This window comes from Solicola agrisoli (assembly GCF_049059935.1).
Taxonomy (GTDB): domain Bacteria; phylum Actinomycetota; class Actinomycetes; order Propionibacteriales; family Nocardioidaceae; genus JAURVT01.
Genome location: NZ_JBMGQR010000068.1, coordinates 1 through 22,794 on the forward strand (window position 1 = coordinate 1; position 22,794 = coordinate 22,794).

Consider the following 22,794-nt stretch of genomic DNA (forward strand, 5'->3'; position numbering starts at 1 on the left):
GCCCCAGGATCAGTCCAAAAGTGGGGCCATACCCACCGCCGGCCCGAGGACGACGGCGCCGGCCGCGACGCCGTCCTCGCTGCCCGTCCCCCAGCCGTGCAGGTGTCCCACCCACGACGCGGCGGACGTGCCGGTGCCCCACCCACCACCTCGACCCCGAACGTGGTGGGTGGGCCACCGCCGAGGGTGGCTGGGGCACCTGGCGGTGGGTACGGCCCCAGGATCAGCCCGAACGTGGGGCCATACCCACCGCCGGCCCGAGGACGACAGCGCCGGCCGCGACGCCGTCCTCGCTGCGCCCTCGTCACAGGAGCGGGGAACGCCGACGGCCCCGCTCCAGGAGGGAGCGGGGCCGTCGAAGAGGCAACCGTCAGGCCTTCGGGGCGTCACCCTCGTCGTCGGAGTCGGAGGACTCGTCGGCGCCCGCCTCGGCCGGGGCGGTGAGGCCGTGCGCGGTCGACTCGTCGCTCGCCGAGCCCTTGGCATCGATCTCGACGTCGTGCTCGGCCGCGACCTCGGCGTCGGACGCGTCGGGTGCGCCGGTGGACGGTTCGTCGAGGTCGGCGACGTCGGAGGAGTCCGGCGTCGGAGCGTCGGTCGCGGTGGCCGCGGCGGCGGCGCCGACGGCGGTGTGGTCGGTGACGGAGTCGTCATCGGCCGCGTCGGCCGCGGTGGGCTCGGCGTCGGTGGCCTGGACGGGGTCGACGGCCGGGTCCTCGGGTGCGCGCTTGACCGAGGCGAGGAGCATCTGCGCGACGTCGAGCACCTCGACCTCCTCGCGTGCCTCGCCCTTGGACTGCTGCAGCGTGAGGCCGTCGGACAGCATGACGCGGCAGAAGGGGCAGCCGACGGCGATCTGGTCGGCGCCGGTGGCGACGGCCTCGGTGGTGCGGTTGACGTTGATCCGCTCGCCGATGTTCTCCTCCATCCACATGCGTGCGCCGCCGGCGCCGCAGCAGAAGGACTTCTCGGAGTTGCGGGGCATCTCGGCGAAGGTGGTGCCGGGGATGACGCCGAGCAGCTCGCGCGGGGGCTCGTAGACCTGGTTGTGACGGCCGAGGAAGCAGGGGTCGTGGTACGTGATGGTCTTGCCGGTCTCGGCCGCGTTCGGGCCGGGCGCGACGGGGGAGAGCCTGCCGTCGCGGACGAGGCGGTTGAGCAGCTGGGTGTGGTGGACGACCTCGAGCTGCGTGCCGAACTCCCCGTACTCGTTCTTCAGGGTGTTGAAGCAGTGCGCGCAGGTGGCGACGACCTTCGTGGCCTTGGTCTCCTTGAGCACCTCGGCGTTCTGCATCGCGAGCATCGAGAAGACGAACTCGTTGCCGGCGCGGCGTGCGGGGTCGCCGGTGCAGGTCTCGCCGTCACCGAGGACGGCGAACTCGACGCCGGCCATGTGGAGCAGCTCGGCGACGGCCTGCGTGGTCTTCTTCGCGCGGTCCTCGTAGGCGCCGGCGCAGCCGACCCAGAACAGGTACTCGACCTCGGTGAGGTCCTCGATGTCGGCGCCGACCTGCTTGACCTCGAAGTCCAGGCCCTTGGTCCAGTCCAGCCGCGCGTTCGGCGACATGTTCCAGGGGTTGCCCTTGTTCTCCAGGCCCTTGAACAGCTGGTTCAGCTCGGCGGGGAAGTTGGACTCCACCAGCACCTGGTAGCGGCGCATGTCGACGATGTGGTCGACGTGCTCGATGTCGACCGGGCACTGCTGGACGCACGCGCCGCAGTTGGTGCACGACCACAGGACGTCGGGGTCGATCACGCCGAACAGGTCCTCGGACCCGATCAGCGGGCGCTCCATCTCCTTGGTCATGGTGTCGGAGTGCTCGACCTCGACGCCGTCGGCCGCGGCGCGCTCGGCCTGGATGCCGGGTGCCTTGGCGTAGGCGTGGTCGCGCAGGCCCATCATCAGCAGCTTCGGCGACAGCGGCTTCTCGGTGTTCCACGCGGGGCACTGGGACTGGCAGCGGCCGCACTCGGTGCAGGTGGTGAAGTCGAGCAGGCCCTTCCAGGAGAAGTCCTCGACCTTGCCGACGCCCAGCGGCGCGTCCTCGTCGAGCTCCTCGATGTTCTCGAAGTCCAGCGGCTTGCCGTCGACCATGATCGGACGCAGTCCGCCGAGCGCCGTCGAGCCGTCGGACTCGCGCTTGAACCAGATGTTGAACCACGCGGTGAACCGGTGCCACGCCACGCCCATGGTGATGTTGCGGGCGATGACGATCAGCCACGTCATCGAGATGACGATCTTGACCATCGCGACGGCGAAGGTGATGTTCTCCAGCGTCGTCAGCGACAGGCCGGACCACAGGTCGCCCAGGAAGAACGTGGTGGGGAAGTGGAGGACCGTGCCCTCGTCGGCCGCCTCGGGGTGGCCGGCCAGGTACTCGGCGTTGTTGAGCATCGCGTACTCGACCGTGCGCAGGACGATGCCGCACAGCACGACCGCGAGGATCACGGTCTCGACGAAGTAGGCCTGCCAGAACGTCGAGCCGAAGAAGCGCGACGAGCGGCCCTTGCTGCGCGGGTGGTTCTTCTGGCGCACCGTGATCAGGTAGACGATGCCGATCAGCGTCAGCCACGACAGCGCCTCGACGGGCCACTCGTAGACGACCCAGTGACCGATCACCGGGAACGCCTGGTGCGGGTCGAAGATCTGCAGGTACGCGCCGAAGACGAGCGAGCTCAGGAAGATGAACCCGGCCATCACGAACCAGTGCATGACACCGATCCAGTGCCACTGCAGCATCCGCGTGTGGCCGAGGGTCTCGGTGAACATGTGCTTCCACCGTTGACCCGGCTCGTCGGTGCGCCCGACGGCCGGCTGCCCCACCCTCACGACGCCGACCATCTGCCGCACCGCCGCGACCGCGAGGGCGACCGCGACGAGGGTGATGGCCAACGACACGACGATCGCGACGACCTGCATGTGTGCTCCCTGCTGTGCTTCTGCTCAGGACCTGGCGTGACCGTAGACCCCGGGGGAGGGGTGCGCAGGGCCGCCGTGCTGGACGGGCTTCATGCTACCCGCGGGTAACACCACCCGTCCGAGTAAGGGTGCCCACACGTCGGCCCGGCCACCTCGGGGGTGCGCCGGGCCGAGCGGTTGTGCGGTGTCAGTCGACGGGGACGGACACGATCTCGATCTCGCCGTCGGTGCCGGTGGTGTGCGAGACGATCTCGATCTCCCCGTTCGCCGAGTCGCTCGCCACGACGACGGCCGTCAGCGGGACGGCCAGGACGACGGCGGTGGCGACGGTGCTGCAGAGCTTGCGCATGGGGTCTCCTCGTTCGGGGCTGGTGGGCTTCATCCCCCGCGCCAGGGTCGCCGAAACATCACGATCGTCACCGGACGGCCCCGGGCCACGGTGCCGGCTCCACGTACGACGCGTCGAGGTCGCGCACGCGGGGGCAGCCCACCAGGGCCAGGGCGTTCTCGAGCTCGGCGCGCAGCAGGCGCAGCGCGTGCGTGGCGCCGGCCTCGCCGTCCACCGCCAGGGCCCAGAGCGCGGGACGTCCGAGCAGCACGGCGTCGGCGCCGCGGGCGATCGCCTTGACGACGTCCCAGCCGCGACGGATCCCGCCGTCCACGAGCACCGGGACGGCGCCGTCGACGGCCTCGACGACGGGCCCGAGCGCGTCCGAGCCCGACAGGACGGTGTCGAGCTGGCGGCCGCCGTGGTTGGACACGATGACGCCCGCCGCGCCGGCGCCGACGGCCAGCCGCGCGTCCTCGGGGTGGAGCACGCCCTTGACGAGGACGGGCAGGCCGCTGTCGGCGGCGAGCCGCTCGACGTCGTCCCAGGTCAGGGTGGGGTCGTGCGCGGCGAACAGGTCGGCGGTGGACGTGGGGCCGCCGCCGGGGTTCAGGGCGACGGGCCGGTCGACGGTGAAGCCGGTGCGGCGGTCGCGCTCGCGCCACCCGCCGACCGGGAAGTCGACGGTGAGCACCATTGCCTCGTACCCGCCGGCGACGGCCTGCGCGACGAGGTCGTCGGTGACCGAGCGGTCGGTGAACACGTACACCTGGAACCACCGCGGTGCGTCGACGGCGGCCGCGACCTCCGCCGGCGGCGTGGTGGTCTGCGACGAGAGCACCATCGTCGTCCCGGTGGCCGCGGCCGCCCGCGCCATCGCGAGCTCGCCGTCGGGGTGCGCGTGGCGCTGGTAGGCCATGGGGGCGACGAGCACCGGGTGCTCGTGGGTGCGCCCGAGGAGCTCGACGGACGTGTCGATGCTCGAGACGTCGCGCAGGACGCGAGGCCGCAGCGCCCAGCGCGCCCAGGAGGCCTCGTTGTCGGCCAGCGTCAGCTCGTCGCCGGCACCGCCCGCGTAGTAGCCGAGGGCGCCGGGCTCCAGCACCGCGGCGGCCAGGGCCTCGTAGTCGCGCAGGTTCTGCGGCTCGCTCATGGTGGTCACGCTACGGGGAGGTCAGGACAGCGCACGCTCGTCCCGCACCGGCACGAGCGGGATCGCGAGGACCGGCGCCAGTGCCGCGAGCGCGAACGCCGCGGGGTAACCGAGTCCGGTGATCGCGGTGCCGACGAGCGGTGGCACCGCCGAGGCGGCGAGGAACTGGGCGGTGTTCTGCGCGCCGAGGGCGCGTCCGGACCAGAACGGTCCGCTGCGCTCGGCCACGGCGGTGAACGCCAGGCCGTTGTCGGCGACGCTCAGCACCGAGGCGAGGACGACGAGCGGCACGGCGACCGCCCAGTCCAGGCCGGCGGCGGCGCCCAGGGCCGCGGTGGCGAGCGCCGCGGCGACGGCCACCCAGCGCAGCGGACGCATGCGGCTGCCGACGACGTCGGACAGCTGGCCGGCGGCCGCGCGTCCGAGCGCGCCCAGCACCTGGGTGAGGGCGACGAGCGTGCCGGCGGCGGCCGTGCTCCAGCCGCGCTCGCTGACGAGCCAGACGAGCGTGTACGTCCAGACGGTGAACTGCGGCACCACCAGCAGCACCGAGACGCCGTGCACGCGCCACAGGAAGCGGTCGCGCCGGTACGGGTTGGCGACCTCGTCGTCCGTGGCCTCGGCGCGGGCGGTGCGGGGCGGGTCGATGACGACGACCAGGCACGCGACCGCCGTGACGGCCGCCAGCGCCGGTGGCACGAGCAGCGCGGTGGAGATGCCGGACGACTCGGCGACGACGGGCAGCGTGACGGCGGCGAGGCCGACGCCCAGCGGCTGCGCCATCTGCCGGATGCCCATGGCGAGCCCGCGGCGACGGGGCGGGAACCAGCCGACGACGACGCGTCCGCTGGCGGAGTTGCTGCTCGCCGCGGCGGCGCCGGCGAGGAACAGGAAGAGGGCGAGGGTGACGGGGCCCTGCGCGGTGGTGGCCGCGAGCCCCGCGACGGCCGTCAGGACCAGGCCGAGGACGAGCACGAACCGCTCGCCCACGCGGTCGACCACGTAGCCCCAGGCGATCAGCGTCAGCATCACGCCGACGGTGGGAGCCGCGACGACGGCCCCGGCCTGCGGGAGCGTCAGCCCGAGGTCGGAGCGCAGGGCCGGGATGAGGAACGGCGCCCCGTGCATCGAGACCGCGCTGGCGGCCTGCGCGGCCGTCCCGACGCCCAGCATCCCCCAGCGCCGCGCGGCGCCGGGGGACGCGGTGTCCGTCTGCTGAGACGGGAGTCTCGTCATGCGGTCGATGGTGCCAGACCGTGTGGGCACGACCGACGAGCAGTGCTGACGTCCGTCCGGGATGCCAGGGACGTCAGAGGGGGCGTGCCTCGATCTCGACGGGGATGTTGCCGCGGGTGGCGTTGGAGTAGGGGCAGACCTCGTGGGCGGCGTCGGCGATCTCCTGGGCGGTGGCCTGGTCGACGTCGGGGATCTGGACGATCAGCTTGACGGCGAGTCCGTAGGAGCCGTTCGACGGGCCGATGCCCACCTCGGCGGTGACGAGCGAGCCGGAGGTGTCGTAGCCCTTGGTGCGGGCGAGGACGCCGAGCGCACCCTGGAAGCAGGCCGCGTACCCGGCGGCGAAGAGCTGCTCGGGGTTGGTCGCGCCACCGGCGCCGCCCATCTCCTTCGGGGCGGCGAGGTCGACGTCCAGCACGCCGTCGTCGCTCGTGGCGTGGCCGCCGCGGCCGCCGGTCGCCGAGGCGCGGGCGGTGTAGATGATCTTCTCCGGTGTCGTGGTCATGCCTGGGCCAACGGCGGGGCCGTCGGACGCATTCCACCGACCTCTGTGAGGTGCCCGTTGACCTCGACCTTGGTGGAGGTCGTAGCGTCGGTCGCGGTCGTCCGGCCCTTGTCGGAGGCCGGGAGGATGATGACCAGATGAGCATGGAGTTCACCGCCTACCGCACGATGCGTGGCGTCATGGCCGACGAGGTCGGCCACGCGTTCTCGCGCGACACGTTGCGGCGCATCGTGGCGTTCGCGCTTCCCCGGCGCGGGCGCCTGCTCGCCACGTTCCTGGTGCTGAGCGTGGTCGGGGCCGTCATCACCGTCGCCACGCCCGTGCTGGCCGGACGCGTGGTGCGCGCCATCAGCGACGGCGACGCGAGCAGCGTCGTCGTCCGTCTCGCGCTCCTGATCGCGCTGCTGGCCCTGCTCGAGGCGGGCGTCGGCCTGCTGACGCGCTGGTTCTCCTCGCGCATCGGCGAGGGCCTGATCCTCGACCTGCGCACGGCCGTGTTCGACCACGTGCAGACGATGCCCGTCGCGTTCTTCAACCGCACCAAGACCGGCGCGCTGGTCAGCCGGCTCAACAACGACGTCCTCGGCGCCCAGCGGGCGTTCAGCGACACCCTGTCGGGGGTCGTCGGCAACGTCGTGACGCTCGCGCTGTCGCTCGTGGTCATGCTCGGCACCTCGTGGCAGGTGACGCTGCTCGCCCTGGTGCTGCTGCCCGTGTTCGTGCTGCCCGCCAAGCGGATGGGACGGCTGCTCGCGCGCAACCAGCAGGAGGCCGCCGAGCACAACGCGGCCATGGGCAACCAGATGACCGAGCGGTTCTCGGCGCCCGGCGCCACGCTCGTCAAGCTCTTCGGCCGCCCCGAGCACGAGTCGCGCGCATTCGCCGACCGTGCCGACCGCGTGCGCGACATCGGCGTCCGCTCGGCGATGGTTCAGTCGGTGTTCATGACGGCGCTGACGCTCGTCTCGGCGCTCGCGCTGGCCATGGTCTACGGGCTCGGCGGCGTCTACGCGCTGCGCGGCAGCCTCGACTCCGGCGACGTCGTCACGCTCGCGCTCCTGCTCACCCGGCTCTACGCGCCGCTGACGTCGCTGGCCACCGCGCGCGTCGAGGTGATGGGTGCCGTGGTGGCGTTCTCGCGGGTCTTCGAGGTGCTCGACCTGACGCCGCTCGTCCGCGAGCCGGAGTCGCCGAAGCGGCTGCCCGACGGCCCGCTGTCGGTGGAGATGCAGGGCGTCCACTTCGCCTACCCGTCGGCCGACCAGGTCTCGCTGGCGTCGCTCGAGGACGTCGCCCGCCTCGACGACCGCGGCGGCGTCGAGGTGCTGCACGGCGTCACCTTCCGCGCCGAGCCCGGGCAGATGATCGCGCTGGTCGGGTCGTCCGGGGCGGGCAAGTCCACGCTCGGCGCCCTGCTGCCGCGGCTGTACGACGTCGACGCCGGGTCCGTGCGCGTCGGCGGCGTCGACGTCCGCGACCTGTCGTTCGCCGACCTGCGCGGCGCCGTCGGCGTCGTCACCCAGGACGGCCACCTGTTCCACGAGTCGGTGCGCTCCAACCTCGCCTTCGCCCGGCCCGAGGCCACCGACGACGAGATCTGGCACGCGTTGCGCGGGGCCCGCCTCGACGAGCTGGTCGCGTCGCTGCCCGACGGCCTCGACACCGTGGTGGGCGAGCGTGGCTACCGCCTGTCCGGCGGCGAGCGCCAGCGCCTGACGATCGCGCGGCTGCTGCTGGGCGGGCCGCGGGTCGTCGTCCTGGACGAGGCCACCGCGCACCTGGACTCCACCTCCGAGGCCGCGGTGCAGGAGGCCCTGTCGACGGCGCTCGCGGGGCGCACGGCGCTCGTCATCGCGCACCGGCTGTCGACGATCCGCGCCGCCGACGCGATCCTGGTGCTCGAGCACGGCGACGTCGTCGAGCACGGCACGCACTCGAGCCTGCTCGCCCGAGGCGGCCGGTACGCCGAGCTCTACCGCACGCAGTTCGCCGAGACCGCGGCCTAGCCCCGACGACGGCGCGGGGTGAGCCGCACCTCGGGCATCGGCGGCGCGGGGATGCGCTCGTCGCCGTGGCCCTCGACGTGGCCGAACCGGTCGCTCCCGGCCTCCCACTCCTCGCGGGCCTGCACCACCTCGTCGTGGGTGCGGGCGACGAAGTTCCACCACATCAGCACGTCCTCGCCGAACGGCTCACCGCCGAGCAGCAGCAGCGTGCTGGGCGCGGTCGCGTGCAGGCGGACCGTCCGTCGCCCGGTGCCGAGGTAGGCCATCGCCCGGTGCGGCACGGTGGTGCCCTCCGCGGACGCGTCGCCGTCGACGAGCTGGACGGCGTGCTCGTGGTCGGCGTCGACGCCCAGCTCGACCTCGGCGCCGGCCTCCAGCGTGACGATCGCGCCCACCAGCGGCGTGAAGGTGCGGGCGGGCGACGTCACGCCGTCGACCGTGCCGGCGAGCACGGTGAGGTGCATGCCGTCGCGCTCGACCTCGGGGAGCTCGGCCAGCTGCTCGAACCCGGCCGGGCCGTGGCGGGCCGAGTCGGGCAGCGCGACCCAGAGCTGCAGGCCGCGCCCACCGCCCGCGGACTCGTCGGCGACCTCGGAGTGGGCGACGCCGGCGCCGCTGGTCATCCAGTTCAGCTGGCCGGGGACGATGTCGGCCACGGTGCCGAGGGTGTCGCGGTGACGGACGCGTCCGTCGAAGAGCCAGGTGACGGTCTGCAGCCCGGTGTGCGGGTGCGGCATCACGCGCATCGTCGTCTCGCCGGGGTCGAACTGGTCGACGAAGCACCAGGCGCCGACGGTCGGGAAGCGCCGGCTCGGCAGCGTGCGGTGCACGCTCACGCCGCGGACCCCGCCGAGCGGCACCTCCCGCGACTCGAGCAGCTCGACCATCGGGCCCGGGGCGTCGTGCCCGGGGCAGTCGGTCTCGGTGACGTCGGCCTCGAGGTTGCTCACCCCGCCGACCCTAACCCCGCGATCCGCGACTTCCGATGCCCCGATCCGCAGGTTCGGACGGCCCCGTCCGCGGGTTCGGACGGTCAGGAGACGAGCTTGAGCCCGACCACGCAGCCGACGATGCCGAGCACGAGCCCGATGCGCAGCAGCGACGCGGGCTCGGTGCCCGTGGCCATCGCCCAGGTGACGGTGAGGCCGGCACCGATGCCGACCCAGACCGCGTAGGCGGTGCCGGTGGGCAGGTCGCGCATCGCGTAGGCGAGGCCGGCCATGCTCAGCACGACCGCGACGGCGAAGACGAGCGTCGGCTGCAGGCGGACGAACCCCTCGCTGCGGCCGAGCGCGGTGGCCCAGACGGCCTCGAGAACCCCTGAGATCACCAGGACGATCCACGACATGACGTGACACCTCCGTGTCGACGTCTTTGCGCTGGCCGGGTACGTCGCCTCGTCCGGGTGCCGGTGTGGCTGGTGCCCATTCTGGCACAGTCGTGTCGGAAAGACACTCGTGGTGACGGACGGCACCGTCCGAACCCGCGGACGGGGCCGTCAGAACCTGCGGACGGGTGCGTCAGAACCTGCGGATCGGCGTCAGGGGAGGCAGCCGACCGAGGCGAGGGCCTGGCGGAGCATGCGGCCGCGGCCGCCCTCGAGCTCGGAGGTGACGGCGTCGCTGGCGGCGTCGGACGGCGACATCCAGGTCAGCTCGAGCGCGTCCTGGCGCGGGTCGCACTCGCCCGCGACGGGCACGACGTAGCCGAGTGCGACGGCGTGCTGACGGGAGTCGGAGAACGTGGTGACGCCGGGCCACGGGAAGTACTCGGTGACGGCGAACGGCACCGTGCTGGCGGGCACCTGGGGCAGCGCCGAGGGGCCGAGGTCCTTCTCCAGGTGGCGCATCAGGGCGTCGCGGACGAGCTCGCCGTGGCGCACGCGTCCGGCGACGACCGAGCGGCTCATCTCGCCGGTGGGCGACGCGCGGAGCAGCAGCCCCACCTCGGTGACGGTGCCGCCGGCGTCGACGCGCACGGGCACCGCCTCGACGTAGAGCATCGGGACCTGTCCGCGCACCTCCTCCAGGGCGTGGTCGGACAGCCAGCCGGGGTTCGGATCGGGGGTCCGCAGGTACGTCATGGGCCCATTCTGTCCGGTGGCCGGGCGGCCCGCCGTGCCGGGCGGGGCCTCAGGACCCGCTGGAGGCGACGGTGACGGTCGACGCGACGCTGATCGCCAGGATCGCGGCCGTCTGGGCGGCCTGGACGGCGGCCTGCACGCCGTCGCCGACGGCGTCGCCCTCGGCGATCTGCTTGGCGCGCCGCTTGGCCTCCTTGCGGTCCGGACGTTCCACGACGAGGCCGAGCTGGTCGAGTGCGAGCAGCAGGGACGCGAGCGCGGCCGCCCGCTCGGTGGGCGTCGCGCCCTGGACGAGCGCGGCGTGCAGCTCTTCGCGCACCTCGCGCTCGGCGGCGGAGTCGACGGCCGGCCACGTGGTGGTGGGGAACAGGCCGAGCACCTTGCCGGCCTCGCGCCGCACGACGCCGCGTGCTGCGAGCGTCTCGTACAGCCCGACGCTCGCCTTCCTGCCGATGCGGTCGACGGCGGCCTCGGCCTTCTCGTCGGTCTTCTCGGCGAGCCGGCGCAGGGCCTCGTCGAGCACCGGGTGACCCGGCGGCGCCTCGTCGACGACGTGCACGACCGGCTTCTTGGGCTTGCCGGAGAAGGTGACGCGCCCGGCGCGCGCCAGGTCGACGAGCAGCGCGCCACCGATCCCGGTGTCGACGGGCGCCATCGAGGCGACCTTGCCGGTCTCGTCGTCGGTGAGCAGGAGCAGGAGGTCCTCGGCGATCAGCATGCGTCCACGCTAGGACGCCGCGGGGTCGGCGTCGTCCGCCTCGGGACGGAACCTGCCGTCACCCCGCAGGACGACCCCGGGGACCGCGCCTCGGACGGTCGGACCACATGCTGGACACCCGACTGCAGACCCGATTTTGTCCATAGAGTCGATGCACATTGAGTCGACCGCCCCGGAAGGACCAGCCGTGACCGACCACGACCCGCGCCCCGCACCGGCGGTGGACGTGCACCAGCACCTGTGGTCCGAGGCCCTCGTCGAGGCGCTGCGCGAGCGGGTCGACGCGCCACGGGTGGTCGGCACCACGCTCCTGCTCGACGGCGAGCCGCCGTCGGAGCTCGTCGTCGAGTCGCCGAAGGCGCGTCGCGACCAGAACGACGCGGACGGCATCGACCTCGCCCTGCTCGCGTTCTCCAGCCCGCTGGGCGTCGAGCACCTCCCGCCCGACGAGGCCGCCGACCTGTTCGGCGTCTGGCACGTCGGCGCCGTCGACCTCGCCGAGGACGACCTGTCGGGCCTGGGGGCGTGGGCGTCCACCGGGCTCGTCGAGCCCGACCTCGACGGCCTCGGCGCCGCGCTCGACGCCGGGTGCGTCGGGGTGCAGGTGCCCGCGGACGCCATGGCCACGCCGAACGCGCTCGAGCAGCTGGCGCCCGTCCTCGCGGTGGCCGAGGGGCGCGACAAGCCGGCGTTCGTCCATCCCGGACGCGCCCGTGCGGCCACCGGCGGACTGCCGTCCTGGTGGGTGCCGCTCGTCGACTACCCCGCGCAGATGGCGGCGTCCTGGTGGTCCTGGCACCACCTCGGACGCTCGCTGCTGCCGTCGCTGCGCGTCTGCTTCGGTGCCGGCGCCGGGCTGGCCCCGCTGCACCACGAGCGCCTCGCCGCCCGTGGGGGACGGATGGGCGCGATCGATCCCGGCGTGTTCGTCGAGACCTCGTCGTACGGCCCGCGCGCCGTCGACGCGCTGGCGCGCGTGCTCGGCATCGACGCCCTCGTCCTCGGCAGCGACCGTCCCTACGCCGACCCGCGCGACCCCGGCCTCGGCGACGCCGCCTGGCACGCGCTCACGCGCACCAACCCACGTCGGCTGCTCGATCCCGCGCAGCCGCCCGCACCAGAAGACCGAAGGAGTGCCGCATGACCCTCGTCGTCGACAGCCCGACCGCCCACCAGAGTGCCGACGTCTGTGCGGCGCCCGAGACCCTCGACGCGGTGGTCGCCGCGCTGCCCGAGCGTGACCTCACGCAGGACGAGCTCCTCGACCTCGCCCGCCACCTCGCCGAGCGCCCCCACCTGTGGCGCGACCTCGTCGCGTTCGACGACGACCGCCGCCACTTCGTGCAGCTGCACCGCGACGGGCACCTCGACGTCTGGCTGCTGTGCTGGACGCCCGTCAACGACACCGGCTGGCACGACCACGACGTCTCCAGCGGCGCGGTCGCCGTCGCGAGCGGCGCGCTCGTCGAGCACGACCTCGTGATCGGCGGCGAGTCGAACGAGCGGGTCGTCACCACCGGTGGCTCGTGGGCGTTCGGGCCCGACCACATCCACCGGATGACGGGCCTGGACGACCGCAGCGTCTCGGTGCACGCCTACTCGCCGCCGCTGTGGCGGATGGGGCAGTACAGCGCCGAGGACGGCGTGCTGCGGCGCGTCTCGCGCTCCTACGCCGACGAGCTCAGGCCGCTCGACTGACCGGTTCGGCACGGTTTGCGTCGGCAATCTCAACAATTTTGGGTATTCGGCGTGCGGACCCCCCGATTTCTCATCCATACTGATGATGCTTCCCTGGGGGGTCGCCACAGCGGCGACGGAGGACGGAGCAGATGCGGTTCGGGGGTTCCGCATCTCGCTCCGCCCCGTCGCCCCGGCCGGGTCACCGGCCCACCGCTCAGCCGGCGGACCACCGGCCGCGGTGCACCACCTCGTCGGTCGGACGACGACCGCGCCGCCGCGATCCGCGGCCGGCCTCGCCACCGTCGGTGGCCGGGTGCCCGAGCGTCATCGCCCCGATCGGCCGGTGCGTCGGCGGAACCCCGAACGCCTCCGCGAACGCGTCCAGCCGCTCCACCGGGATGCCGAAGAAGCAGCCGCCCAGGCCCTCGTCCACGGCGCCGAGCAGCACGAGCAGCGACGCCATCGCGGTGTCGAGCTGCCAGTACGGCGCGAGCCAGCGCGACTCGTCCCGGTCGGTCCAGCCCTTGTCGGGCTCGGCGTACCGGTCCAGGTAGGCGTCCTTGCCGGCCATCGGCACGACGACCACGGGGGCCGTGCGCATGCCGCGCAGCCAGCGCGAGTCCGCGTCCGGCGACGGCGACGTGACCGCCCAGAACCGCTCGACGTCGGCGGGCTGGTCCAGCACCAGGAACGCCCAGCCCTGGCTGAACCCCGCGCTCGGCGCCCGCACGGCGAGGTCGAGCAGCCGGTCGACCACGGCGGGGTCCACGGGCGTGGGGTCGTACCGGCGGACCATGCGGCGGCGGCGGACCGCCTCGACGAGCTCCATCGGCCCAGTCTCGCGGTTCTCCGGTCGCCCGCCAGCAGGTAAGGTCACCCTATGAACGTGGACGCGACCGACGAGACCCCCGCCGAGGGCCCGTCGCCGGAGCTCCTCGACCTCGCCCACCAGATGTTCGACCTCGCCCGCGAGGGCGACGCGACCCGTCTCGGGGCGTACGTCGAGGCGGGCGTCCCGGTCGACCTCACCGACGCGTCGGGCAACACGCTGCTCATGCTCGCGGCCTACCACGGCCACGTCGGCACGGTGCAGACGCTCGTCGGGGCCGGCGCCGACGTCAACCGGCTCAACGACCGCGGCCAGAGCCCGCTCGCGGGCGCGGTGTTCAAGGGCGAGGACTACGTCGTCTCGGTGCTCCTCGGCTCCGGCGCCGACCCCGACGCCGGCAGCCCCACCGCCCGCGCCACGGCGCGCATGTTCGGCAAAGAGGGCCTCTTCTCCTGACCCCGCCCGCGGCGTCCCTCCCGTCCGCGATCTGAAGCCTTGGGGTGCTCACCGAGCCGGTTTGAGCACCCCAAGGCTTCAGATCGCGGACGGAGGAGGGGCCACCGGACGCGGACGGCGGTAGGGTGGCGGCACAACGACAGGGGAGCGCCGACCGGCGCTGAGAGTGCGGACCAGCCGCAGACCCTCGAACCTGCTCCGGCTAGCACCGGCGAAGGGAGTCACATGACCGTCGCACCCGCGCGCCCGCGTCCAGACCTGGGGACGCTCCTGCGCTACCGCACCATCGACCTGGTCACCGTCGCGACGCTGAGCGTCGCGTTCGGTGTCGTGTTCTGGGGCTGGAACCAGCTCTACGCCGTCATCACCGCCGGGCTGGCCATCGGCTTCCCGCCGGCCGGCGGCCTGCTCAACGGCCCCTGGCTGCTCGCCGGCGTCGTCGGCGGTCTGGTCGTCCGCCGCCCGGGCGCCGCGCTCGGCACCGAGCTGGGCGCGGCCGTCGTGTCCGGCCTGCTCGGCAGCCAGTGGGGCCTGTCCGTCGTCGTGTCCGGACTCGTCCAGGGCCTCGGCGCCGAGCTCGTCCTGGCCGTGCTGCTGTGGCGCCGCTTCGGCGTCGTCCCGGCCGTGCTCGCCGGAGCGCTGTCGGGCGTCATCGGCGGCTTCTACGAGGGCTTCGCCTACTACAGCGACTGGAACCCGCTCTGGAGGCTGTCGTACATGGGCTTCTTCGCAGTCTCCGGTGCCGTCGTCGCCGGGGTCGGCGGGTGGCTGCTCGTCCGCGCGCTCGCCCGCACGGGCGCGCTCGACTCGTTCGGCGCGGGGCGCGAGCACCACGCCGCGCGGACGGTCTGAGCGTCCCGCCTCGGGGCGCGCTGGCGCTGCGCGGGTTCACCTGGACCCCGCTCGGACGACGCGCGCCCGCCGTCGACCGGCTCGACCTGGAGATCCCGGCCGGGCAGCGCGTGCTGCTCGCCGGGCCGTCGGGGTCGGGGAAGTCGACGGTGCTGCGCGCGCTCGCCGGCGTCCTCACCGACTCCGTGCCGGGTGACGCCGACGGCGAGGTCGTCCGCGACGGCGTCGCCGGGCTGCTGCTGCAGAACCCCGGCGACTCGGTCGTGGCCGCCACCGTCGGCCGCGACGTCGCGTTCGGCCCCGAGAACGCCGCCGTCCCGCGCCCCGAGATCTGGCGTCGCGTCCACGCCGCCCTGGACGCCGTCGACCTCGGGCTGCCGGTCGACCACCCCACCCGGGCGATGTCGGGCGGCCAGCTGCAGCGGCTCGCGCTCTGCGGCGTGCTCGCCCTCGGCCCCGACGCCCTGCTGCTCGACGAGCCCACGTCGATGCTCGACGCCGCCAGTGCGGCCGCCGTGCGCGAGGCCGTCGTCGCCGCCGCCGACGCGACGGGCGCGACCCTCGTCGTCGTCGAGCACCGGCTGGCGCCGTGGCTCGAGCACGTCCACCGGGTGCTCGTCCTCGACGGCGGCACGCTCGTCGCCGACACCGACCCGGAGGGCTTCGTCGCGCGTCACGCGTCGCGGCTGGGCGACCTCGGCGTGTGGGTGCCGGGCCTCGACGCCCCGACCCCGCTCGCGGTGCCGTCCGAGCTCGTCGCCCCCGACGAGGCACCGCTGCACCTCGCCGCCGAGGCCGTCGGCGTCGACCTCCGCGTCCGCACCCTGCGCGGCCCCACGACGACCCGTGCGCTGCGCGGCGTCGACGCCGACCTCCCACCCGGTTCCGTCTCGGCGCTGACGGGCGTCTCGGGCGCGGGCAAGTCGACGCTCGCCGCCGTGCTGGCCGGGCTCGTGCGGCCGTCGGCCGGGCGCGTGCGCGGCACCGACCGTCCGCTGCACCGGTGGGCTTCGCACGCCCTGGCCCGGCAGGTCGGCTGGGTGCCGCAGGACCCCGAGCACGGCTTCCTCACCCGCTCGGTCGCCGACGAGATCGCGCTGACGGCGGGCCGCTGCGGACGGGCGGTCGACGTCGAGGCGGTGGCGTCCGTCCTGCGCCTGGACCACCTGCTCGGCGCCGACCCGTTCCGGCTCTCCGGCGGCGAGCAGCGACGGCTGGCGACGGCCGCCGCGCTCGCCCACCGTCCGGGCGTCCTGCTGCTGGACGAGCCCACCGTCGGCCAGGACCGCGGCACCTGGGCGGCCGTCACCGGCTGGGCCCGCGCCGCGTCCGCTGTCGGCGCGGCCGTCGGGGTCGTGACGCACGACGACGACGTCGTGGCGCTCGCGGACCACGTCGTCGCCCTGGCCGACGGGGTGGTGGTCGCGTGAGGTCGTGGCTGCCGGACGCGAACCCGCTCGCGCTGCTGCTCGCGGGGGTCGTGGCGATCCCGGCGTCGGTCGCGGTGCGCGACGTCCGCACGGGGCTCGTCGCGCTCGCGGCCTACGCGCTGGCCGGTGCGCTGCTGCTGCCGTCGGCCCGCCGCGCCCTCGGACGGGTGCTCGTCGTGGCGGTGGGGTCGGTGTCGATCGTCTACTCCACCTGGCTGCTGGGCGGCCGCGACGTCGGCACGGCGGTCGCCGCCGGTCTGCGCGTGTTCCTGCTCGCGGCGCCGGGCGCGGTACTGGCGGCGTACGTCGACCCGGTGCGCCTCGGCGACCAGCTCGGTCAGCGCCTGCACCTGCCCGCCCGTCCGGTGACGGCCTTCACCGCCGCGCTCCAGCGCTTCGAGCACCTCGGCGCGGTGTGGGCCCAGCTCGACCGGGCCCGCCGCAGCCGCGGCCTCGGGCCCGGGCGGGGGCCGCTCGCCCGGGGACGGCACGCCGTCAGCCTGGCGTTCGGGCTGCTGGTGTCGGCCATGCGCGGTGCGAGCACCCAGTCGATCGCGATGGACGCCCGCGGGTTCGCCGTCGCGCACCACCGGACGTGGGCCGAGCCCGCCCCCTGGACGCGGCGCGACACGTCCGTCGCCCTCCTCGGCCTCGCCCTCGCCGCCGTCCCCGTGGCGACGTGGCTGGCGTCCTGACCGGCTGACGGTTTCCCAGGTATACCTGGGAAACCGTCCCGGCACCTGGAGAATTCTCCGTGTCAGGAGAAGTTTCCCAGGTATACCTGGGAAACTTCGGGACGGGTCAGAGGACCTGGACCTGCCGACGGGGGGTGGCGGCGAGGACGGCCGCGAGGATGGCGACGGCGCCGGTGACCAGGAAGATGATCTGGTCGGCGTTGGCGACGCCGGGGCGCACCAGGGTGTAGACGAGGAAGATCGCGGCGGCGACGGCCACGAGGCCCGAGCCGATCCTGCTGGGGCCGGTGGCGACGGTGCGCATGCCCACCAGGCCGCACACGATCGCGAGCCCGATCGCGTGGTAGATCGCGCGCTCGGCCTCCGGGGTGAACTCGAAGCTCAGGACGTACGGGGCCAGCACCAGCCACGCACTCAGGCCGAGCAGCAGCATGCCGCCGAGGCGGTCGGCGCCGGGTCCGGGCTCGACGGGACCGGCCTGGTGGCCGGACTCGAGCGCGAGCTGCTCGGTGGACGAGCGCGACGGCAGCGCCGCGGTCTCCGAGCGCATCTCCGAGGCGGGCATGTGGCCCTCGCGCACCTCGACGTCGTTCAGCGCGCCGCCGACGAGCATGAGGACGCCGCCGACGGCACCGACCACGAGACCGACGATCCAGAAGATCATCGGCGCGATCGTCACGCCGAGCCCGACGAGCAGGGTGCCGAACAGCCCGATGTAGACACCGGCCCACACGAGCTTGTGGTTGACACCGGTGGTGTCGACGGTGAGTCTCGGCGTGGTCGCCATGGCTGTCCTCCGCGGGGGCGTCGTGGTGGGGACCATCGTCCCGTGTTTCGCCCTCGGTGGCCAACCCGGGGTCGGGGTCAGCGTCGCAGCGTGCGTCGGGCCCGGCGTCGGAGCCGCTCGCCGAGGCCCGGGGGAGGCGGCGGCGCGGACGGGCGACGGGCGGCGCGCGGTGCCGGCGGGTGCAGCACCACGAGCTCGGGCTCGTACGGCGCCAGGCCCGCGTCGACGCGACGCCGCACCTCGGCCACCGCGGCCCGGACGTCGGCGAAGTCGACGCCGTCGAGCTGCCGCGGCGAGAACCGCCACCACGCGACGTCGAGCAGCTCCTCGACGACGCCGGGCTCGAACCGGCTGCGGATCGGACGCGCCGGCACCCCGCCCACGACCGTGTACGGCGCGACGTCGCGCGTCACCACCGAGCCGGCGGCGAGCACGGCGCCGTGGCCGACGGTGACGCCGCAGAGCACCACGACGTTGGCGCCGATCCACACGTCGTGGCCGATCACGGCGGGTCGGCCGCGCTCGGCGGCGTGGGCCTCGTACGCGGGACGCCGGATCGCGTAGTCGCTGGCCTCGGGGCTCCACCCGAAGCGGTCGGCGTCGTACTGGAACGGCGACGTGCTGAGCCAGTCCAGCGGGTGCTCGGGCTCGCCGACGCGGAAGCCCGGCGCGATCGAGCAGTACCGGCCGATCGAGGAACAGGACTCGATGGTCGCGTCCTTGAGGTAGGTGAAGGAGCCGAAGCGGGTGTCCACCGCGACCGTCGAGGTGCCCATGAACCACACCGGCGGCTCGGCCGACGGGGTGCAGCGCGTGCGGTGCCGCAGGCCCTCGCGGTGTCGCACCAGCGACGGGTCGACGTCCTCGGCGGGCATGCGGGCCAGTCTGGCAGACCACCCGCGCGCGACCCCGTCCCCGAGGGAACAGAACCGGGCGCACGTAAGTTGATAACAGGTGACTCAACCAACTTGAACACCGTCGCTCACCGCGGCACACTGGTCGCAGACGAGCTCGTCTCGACACCCACACTTCAGGAGGAATCACCCATGGCCCGTGCGGTCGGAATCGATCTGGGGACGACCAACTCCGTCGTCGCCGTTCTCGAGGGTGGAGAACCCACCGTCATCGCGAACTCCGAGGGAGCTCGCACCACGCCGTCGGTCGTCGCCTTCGCCAAGAACGGCGAGGTGCTGACGGGCGAGGTCGCCAAGCGTCAGGGCGTCACCAACGTCGACCGCACCATCCGCTCGGTCAAGCGCCACATGGGCGCCGACTGGTCGACTAAGATCGACGACAAGACGTTCAACCCCCAGCAGATCTCCGCGTTCGTGCTGCAGAAGCTCAAGCGCGACGCCGAGGCCTACCTCGGCGAGTCCGTCACCGACGCCGTCATCACGGTGCCCGCGTACTTCAACGACGCGCAGCGCCAGGCCACCAAGGAGGCCGGCGAGATCGCGGGCCTCAACGTGAGCCGCATCGTCAACGAGCCCACCGCGGCCGCGCTGGCCTACGGCCTCGACAAGGGCGAGACCGACCAGACGATCCTCGTCTTCGACCTCGGTGGCGGCACGTTCGACGTGTCCCTGCTCGAGATCGGCGAGGGCGTCGTCGAGGTCAAGGCCACCTCCGGCGACAACCACCTCGGTGGCGACGACTGGGACCAGAAGATCGTCGACTGGGTCGTCGAGAAGTTCAAGGGCAGCACCGGCCTGGACCTCACCAAGGACAAGATGGCGATGCCCCGCATCCGCGAGGCCGCCGAGCGCGCCAAGATCGAGCTGTCGTCCAGCTCGTCCACCGCGATCAACCTGCCCTACATCACGGTCGACTCCGAGAAGAACCCCGTGTTCCTCGACGAGACCCTGACCCGCTCGGAGTTCGAGCGGATCACCGGCGACCTGCTCGAGCGCACCAAGGCGCCGTTCAAGAACGTCATCAAGGACGCCGGCATCAGCGTCGACAAGATCGACCACGTCGTCCTCGTCGGCGGCTCGACCCGCATGCCGGCCGTCGCCGACGTCGTCCGCAGCCTCACCGGTGGCAAGGAGCCCAACAAGGGCGTCAACCCCGACGAGGTCGTCGCCGTGGGCGCCGCGCTCCAGGCCGGCGTGCTGAAGGGCGAGGTCAAGGACGTCCTGCTGCTCGACGTCACCCCGCTGAGCCTCGGCATCGAGACCAAGGGCGGCGTGATGACCAAGCTCATCGAGCGCAACACCACGATCCCGACCAAGCGCTCCGAGGTCTTCACCACGGCCGACGACAACCAGCCGTCCGTGGCGATCCAGGTCTACCAGGGCGAGCGCGAGATGGCGGCGCACAACCAGCAGCTCGGCACCTTCGAGCTGACGGGCCTGCCCCCGGCTCCCCGCGGCGTCCCGCAGATCGAGGTCACCTTCGACATCGACGCCAACGGCATCGTGCACGTGTCGGCCAAGGACCGCGGCACCGGCAAGGAGCAGTCGATGACGATCACCGGCGGCTCGGCGCTGTCCAAGGACGACATCGACAAGATGGTCAAGGACGCCGAGCAGTACGCCGACGAGGACCGCAAGGCCCGCGAGGCCGTCGACGTCCGCAACCAGGGCGACACCCTCGTGCACTCGACCGAGAAGTTCGTGGCCGAGAACGAGGACAAGATCGGCGACGACGTCAAGACCGAGGTCAAGACCGACGTCGACGCGCTCAAGGAGGCCCTCAAGGGCGAGGACATCGACGCCATCAAGGGCGCCGTGGCCAAGCTCGGCGAGTCCAGCCAGAAGATGGGCGCCGCGATGTACGAGGCCGCGGCCGCCGAGAACGCCGCCGGCGGCGGCGACCAGGGCGGCTCGAGCGACTCCTCGGACGAGCAGGACGACGACGTCGTCGACGCCGAGATCGTCGACGACGAGCCCGGCCAGGACGGTGAGAAGAAGTGACCTCGGACCACGAGGCCCCCACTGCTCCCGACCCCGACCAGGGCGACGCGGTCACCGAGCCGGACGTGGAGGGCGACCAGCCCTCCACGCCGGCCGGCGGCGAGGAGGCCCTGCGGGCCGAGCTCGCCGACCGCACGCTCGACCTGCAGCGCCTGCAGGCCGAGTACCTGAACTACAAGCGCCGCGTCGACCGTGACCGCGAGGTCATCAAGGCGGGGGCCGCGGCCCAGGTGCTCACCAGCCTGCTGCCCGTCCTGGACGACATCGGCCGCGCCGCCGAGCACGGCCAGCTCGAGGGCGGCTTCAAGGCCGTCGCCGAGTCGCTGCGCCAGGCGGTCTCGAGCCACGGGCTCGAGGCGTTCGGCGCCGACGGCGACCCGTTCGACCCCAACGTCCACGAGGCCCTGATGCACGGGTACTCCGACGACGTCGAGGTGCCCACGGCCGACAAGGTGCTGCAGACCGGCTACCGCGTCGGCGAGCGCGTCCTGCGCCCGGCACGCGTCTCGGTGGTCGAGCCGGGCGAGACGCCCGCGGCCGACGCCGACGACGCACAGGCCTGACCGGGTGACACGTACGAGGAGGAGGTGACGGGTGGCCAGCAACGACTGGATGGACAAGGACTTCTACAAGGTCCTGGGCGTCAAGAAGGACGCGACGTCCGACGAGATCAAGAAGGCGTACCGCAAGCTCGCCCGTGACAACCACCCCGACGCCAAGCCGGGCGACAAGGCCGCCGAGGACCGCTTCAAGCAGGTGTCCGAGGCGTACTCGGTGCTCTCGTCGGCCGACAAGCGCAAGGAGTACGACGAGCAGCGCACGATGTTCGGCGGCGGGTTCGCCGGACGTCGCGGCAGCGGCGGTGGGGGCGGCTTCGGCTTCCCCGGTGGCGGCGGGAGCGGCTCGGCCGACTTCGACGTCTCCGACCTGCTCGGCGGCATCTTCGGCGGCGGTGGCGGCGCCGGGCGTCAGACGCGTCAGCGTCCCGCCCGCCGCGGCGCCGACGTCGAGACCGAGGCGTCGATCTCGTTCGAGCAGTCCGTCGACGGCGTCACGGTGCCGCTGCGGATGACGTCCGACGAGCCCTGCCGCTCGTGCCACGGCACGGGCGCGCGGGCCGGCACCGTCCCCAAGGTCTGCCCCCGCTGCGAGGGCAGCGGCATGCAGACCGGGGCGTCCGGTGGCCTGTTCGCCATGACCGAGCCGTGCACCCTGTGCCGCGGACGCGGTCTGGTCGTCGAGGACCCGTGCCCGACGTGCAGCGGTTCCGGCCGCGGCACCTCGAGCCGCACCATGCAGGTGCGCATCCCGGCCGGCGTCAAGGACGCGCAGCGGATCAAGCTCAAGGGCAAGGGCGCCAAGGGCGAGAACGGTGGCCCCGCGGGCGACCTGTTCGTCCTGGTGCACGTGGCCACGCACCCGCTGTTCGGGCGGCGCGGCGACAACCTCACCATCACGGTGCCGGTGGCCTTCGACGAGGCCGCGCTCGGCGCGGAGATCTCCGTGCCGACGCTCGGCGGCGCCCCCGTCCGCATCAAGGTGCCGGCGGGCACGCCCAACGGGCGCACCTTCCGCGCCCGCGGCAGGGGCGTGGCGGGCAAGGACGGCACGCGTGCCGACCTGCTCGTCACCGTCGAGGTGCAGGTGCCCACCGACCTGTCCGCGTCGCAGCGCGAGGCCGTCCAGAGCCTGCGCGCCGCGCGCGGCGGGACGGACCCCCGGGCCGGTCTCGCGAACGCCGGGAGCTGACGGGCATGGCCGGGGCGCGGTTGCCGTTCGAGCCGCCGGGGCCGGAGGCGAAGGTCTTCGTGATCAGCGTCGCCGCCGAGCTCTCCGGCCTGCACCCGCAGACGCTGCGCACCTACGACCGGCTCGGCCTGGTGTCACCGGGCCGGGTCGGCGGGGGTGCGCGGCGCTACTCCCTGCACGACGTCGCCCTGCTGCGCGACGTCGCCCGCCTCAGCGCCGAGGGCCTGGGTCTGGAGGGCATCAAGCGGGTGCTCGACCTCGAGCAGCAGGTGACCGCGCTGCAGGAGCAGGTGCTCGCGCTGAGCGACGAGCTCGCCCTCGCGCACGCCGCCCTGCAGCAGACCCCCAACCTCCCCGTCCACGTCCCCCATGCGGACGCCCAGATGGTCCTCTGGCGCCGCCCCCGCCGCCGCTGACCCGGAAGTTGTCGGTGCCTCACAGGGTCATGACCC

23 protein-coding genes and 2 riboswitches are annotated in these 22,794 nt (G+C 73.4%); of the genes, 11 read left to right on the top strand and 12 right to left on the bottom strand.

The genetic code is table 11. From position 1 onward, the window contains the following. Nucleotides 1–370 precede the first annotated feature (370 nt). The 5 genes from ACI6PP_RS18455 to ACI6PP_RS18475 form a co-directional block, all read right to left on the bottom strand. Nucleotides 371–2,920, bottom strand: a complete 2,550-nt coding sequence (locus tag ACI6PP_RS18455; RefSeq protein ID WP_421113088.1) for a (Fe-S)-binding protein — start codon at nt 2,918–2,920, stop codon at nt 371–373. Between the two features lie 187 nt (nt 2,921–3,107). After that, nucleotides 3,108–3,269: a hypothetical protein gene (locus ACI6PP_RS18460; protein WP_421113089.1), complete on the bottom strand. Its 162-nt coding sequence runs from the start codon at nt 3,267–3,269 to the stop codon at nt 3,108–3,110. 67 nt (nt 3,270–3,336) lie between these two features. Beyond that, entirely contained in the window at nt 3,337–4,401 is a 1,065-nt protein-coding gene (locus ACI6PP_RS18465; RefSeq protein ID WP_421113090.1) for an alpha-hydroxy acid oxidase, read from the bottom strand. Nucleotides 4,402–4,422: 21 nt separating this feature from the next. Beyond that, entirely contained in the window at nt 4,423–5,637 is a 1,215-nt protein-coding gene (locus ACI6PP_RS18470; RefSeq protein WP_421113091.1) for an MFS transporter, read from the bottom strand. 73 nt (nt 5,638–5,710) lie between these two features. Further along, nucleotides 5,711–6,142: an organic hydroperoxide resistance protein gene (locus tag ACI6PP_RS18475; RefSeq protein WP_421113092.1), complete on the bottom strand. Its 432-nt coding sequence runs from the start codon at nt 6,140–6,142 to the stop codon at nt 5,711–5,713. Between the two features lie 137 nt (nt 6,143–6,279). Here ACI6PP_RS18475 and ACI6PP_RS18480 point away from each other — a divergent pair, with 137 nt between their 5' ends. After that, nucleotides 6,280–8,148: an ABC transporter ATP-binding protein gene (locus tag ACI6PP_RS18480; protein WP_421113093.1), complete on the top strand. Its 1,869-nt coding sequence runs from the start codon at nt 6,280–6,282 to the stop codon at nt 8,146–8,148. Here the strand turns inward: ACI6PP_RS18480 and ACI6PP_RS18485 are convergent. The 4 genes from ACI6PP_RS18485 to ACI6PP_RS18500 form a co-directional block, all read right to left on the bottom strand. Continuing rightward, complete coding sequence (locus ACI6PP_RS18485; RefSeq protein WP_421113094.1) at nt 8,145–9,098, bottom strand: pirin family protein; 954 nt, start codon at nt 9,096–9,098, stop codon at nt 8,145–8,147. The two genes, ACI6PP_RS18480 and ACI6PP_RS18485, sit on opposite strands and share 4 nt — an antisense overlap. Before the next feature lie 83 nt (nt 9,099–9,181). Beyond that, nucleotides 9,182–9,496: a DMT family transporter gene (locus ACI6PP_RS18490; RefSeq protein ID WP_421113095.1), complete on the bottom strand. Its 315-nt coding sequence runs from the start codon at nt 9,494–9,496 to the stop codon at nt 9,182–9,184. Between the two features lie 14 nt (nt 9,497–9,510). Continuing rightward, nucleotides 9,511–9,575: riboswitch (guanidine-III (ykkC-III) riboswitch) on the bottom strand. Nucleotides 9,576–9,688: 113 nt separating this feature from the next. Next, nucleotides 9,689–10,231, bottom strand: a complete 543-nt coding sequence (locus tag ACI6PP_RS18495) for a DUF4916 domain-containing protein (protein WP_421113096.1) — start codon at nt 10,229–10,231, stop codon at nt 9,689–9,691. Between the two features lie 49 nt (nt 10,232–10,280). Beyond that, nucleotides 10,281–10,949, bottom strand: coding sequence for a GOLPH3/VPS74 family protein (locus ACI6PP_RS18500; protein WP_421113097.1), 669 nt, complete (start codon nt 10,947–10,949; stop codon nt 10,281–10,283). A gap of 187 nt (nt 10,950–11,136) precedes the next feature. Here ACI6PP_RS18500 and ACI6PP_RS18505 point away from each other — a divergent pair, with 187 nt between their 5' ends. Both ACI6PP_RS18505 and ACI6PP_RS18510 read left to right on the top strand, forming a co-directional pair. After that, the gene (locus ACI6PP_RS18505) at nt 11,137–12,093 is read left to right on the top strand and encodes an amidohydrolase family protein (protein ID WP_421113098.1); all 957 of its coding nucleotides are present in this window, start codon (nt 11,137–11,139) and stop codon (nt 12,091–12,093) included. Continuing rightward, nucleotides 12,090–12,647, top strand: coding sequence for a cysteine dioxygenase (locus ACI6PP_RS18510; RefSeq protein ID WP_421113099.1), 558 nt, complete (start codon nt 12,090–12,092; stop codon nt 12,645–12,647). Before ACI6PP_RS18505 ends, ACI6PP_RS18510 begins: the two co-directional genes overlap by 4 nt. A gap of 196 nt (nt 12,648–12,843) precedes the next feature. On the opposite strand, the gene ACI6PP_RS18515 is transcribed toward ACI6PP_RS18510, so the two are convergent. Beyond that, nucleotides 12,844–13,458 carry a nitroreductase family protein gene (locus tag ACI6PP_RS18515; RefSeq protein ID WP_421113100.1) on the bottom strand — a complete coding sequence of 205 codons (615 nt, stop codon included), beginning with the start codon at nt 13,456–13,458 and terminating at the stop codon, nt 12,844–12,846. A gap of 57 nt (nt 13,459–13,515) precedes the next feature. On the opposite strand from ACI6PP_RS18515, the gene ACI6PP_RS18520 reads away from it, so the two are divergent. The 4 genes from ACI6PP_RS18520 to ACI6PP_RS18535 all read left to right on the top strand — a co-directional run bounded on the left by ACI6PP_RS18520 (nt 13,516) and on the right by ACI6PP_RS18535 (nt 16,891). Further along, nucleotides 13,516–13,914 (top strand): ankyrin repeat domain-containing protein, encoded by a 399-nt coding sequence (locus ACI6PP_RS18520; RefSeq protein WP_421113101.1) that lies wholly within the window; start codon nt 13,516–13,518, stop codon nt 13,912–13,914. A gap of 131 nt (nt 13,915–14,045) precedes the next feature. Further along, nucleotides 14,046–14,151: riboswitch (TPP riboswitch) on the top strand. Continuing rightward, nucleotides 14,140–14,766 carry an ECF transporter S component gene (locus tag ACI6PP_RS18525; RefSeq protein ID WP_421113102.1) on the top strand — a complete coding sequence of 209 codons (627 nt, stop codon included), beginning with the start codon at nt 14,140–14,142 and terminating at the stop codon, nt 14,764–14,766. It overlaps the preceding riboswitch by 12 nt. After that, nucleotides 14,679–16,196, top strand: a complete 1,518-nt coding sequence (locus ACI6PP_RS18530; protein WP_421113103.1) for an ATP-binding cassette domain-containing protein — start codon at nt 14,679–14,681, stop codon at nt 16,194–16,196. Before ACI6PP_RS18525 ends, ACI6PP_RS18530 begins: the two co-directional genes overlap by 88 nt. After that, complete coding sequence (locus ACI6PP_RS18535; RefSeq protein ID WP_421113104.1) at nt 16,193–16,891, top strand: energy-coupling factor transporter transmembrane component T family protein; 699 nt, start codon at nt 16,193–16,195, stop codon at nt 16,889–16,891. The genes ACI6PP_RS18530 and ACI6PP_RS18535 overlap by 4 nt, the downstream gene beginning before the upstream one ends. Before the next feature lie 106 nt (nt 16,892–16,997). Here ACI6PP_RS18535 and ACI6PP_RS18540 read toward each other — a convergent pair whose 3' ends face one another. Together ACI6PP_RS18540 and ACI6PP_RS18545 are read right to left on the bottom strand one after the other, a co-directional pair. Next, a complete protein-coding gene (locus ACI6PP_RS18540; protein ID WP_421113105.1) occupies nt 16,998–17,678 on the bottom strand; it encodes a hypothetical protein in 681 nt (226 codons plus the stop codon). A gap of 77 nt (nt 17,679–17,755) precedes the next feature. Next, on the bottom strand, nt 17,756–18,553 hold the full coding sequence (locus ACI6PP_RS18545) for a CatB-related O-acetyltransferase (RefSeq protein ID WP_421113106.1): 798 nt from the start codon (nt 18,551–18,553) through the stop codon (nt 17,756–17,758). Between the two features lie 171 nt (nt 18,554–18,724). Here ACI6PP_RS18545 and dnaK point away from each other — a divergent pair, with 171 nt between their 5' ends. From dnaK to ACI6PP_RS18565, 4 genes are read left to right on the top strand one after another with little or no spacing between them, the layout of a single operon-like run. Beyond that, nucleotides 18,725–20,593: a molecular chaperone DnaK gene (gene dnaK / locus ACI6PP_RS18550; RefSeq protein ID WP_421113107.1), complete on the top strand. Its 1,869-nt coding sequence runs from the start codon at nt 18,725–18,727 to the stop codon at nt 20,591–20,593. Beyond that, nucleotides 20,590–21,156: a nucleotide exchange factor GrpE gene (grpE, locus tag ACI6PP_RS18555; protein WP_421113108.1), complete on the top strand. Its 567-nt coding sequence runs from the start codon at nt 20,590–20,592 to the stop codon at nt 21,154–21,156. Before dnaK ends, grpE begins: the two co-directional genes overlap by 4 nt. 31 nt (nt 21,157–21,187) lie before the next feature. Continuing rightward, entirely contained in the window at nt 21,188–22,342 is a 1,155-nt protein-coding gene (dnaJ, locus tag ACI6PP_RS18560) for a molecular chaperone DnaJ (protein WP_421113109.1), read from the top strand. Between the two features lie 5 nt (nt 22,343–22,347). Next, nucleotides 22,348–22,758, top strand: a complete 411-nt coding sequence (locus ACI6PP_RS18565) for a heat shock protein transcriptional repressor HspR (protein WP_421113110.1) — start codon at nt 22,348–22,350, stop codon at nt 22,756–22,758. Nucleotides 22,759–22,794 lie beyond the last annotated feature (36 nt).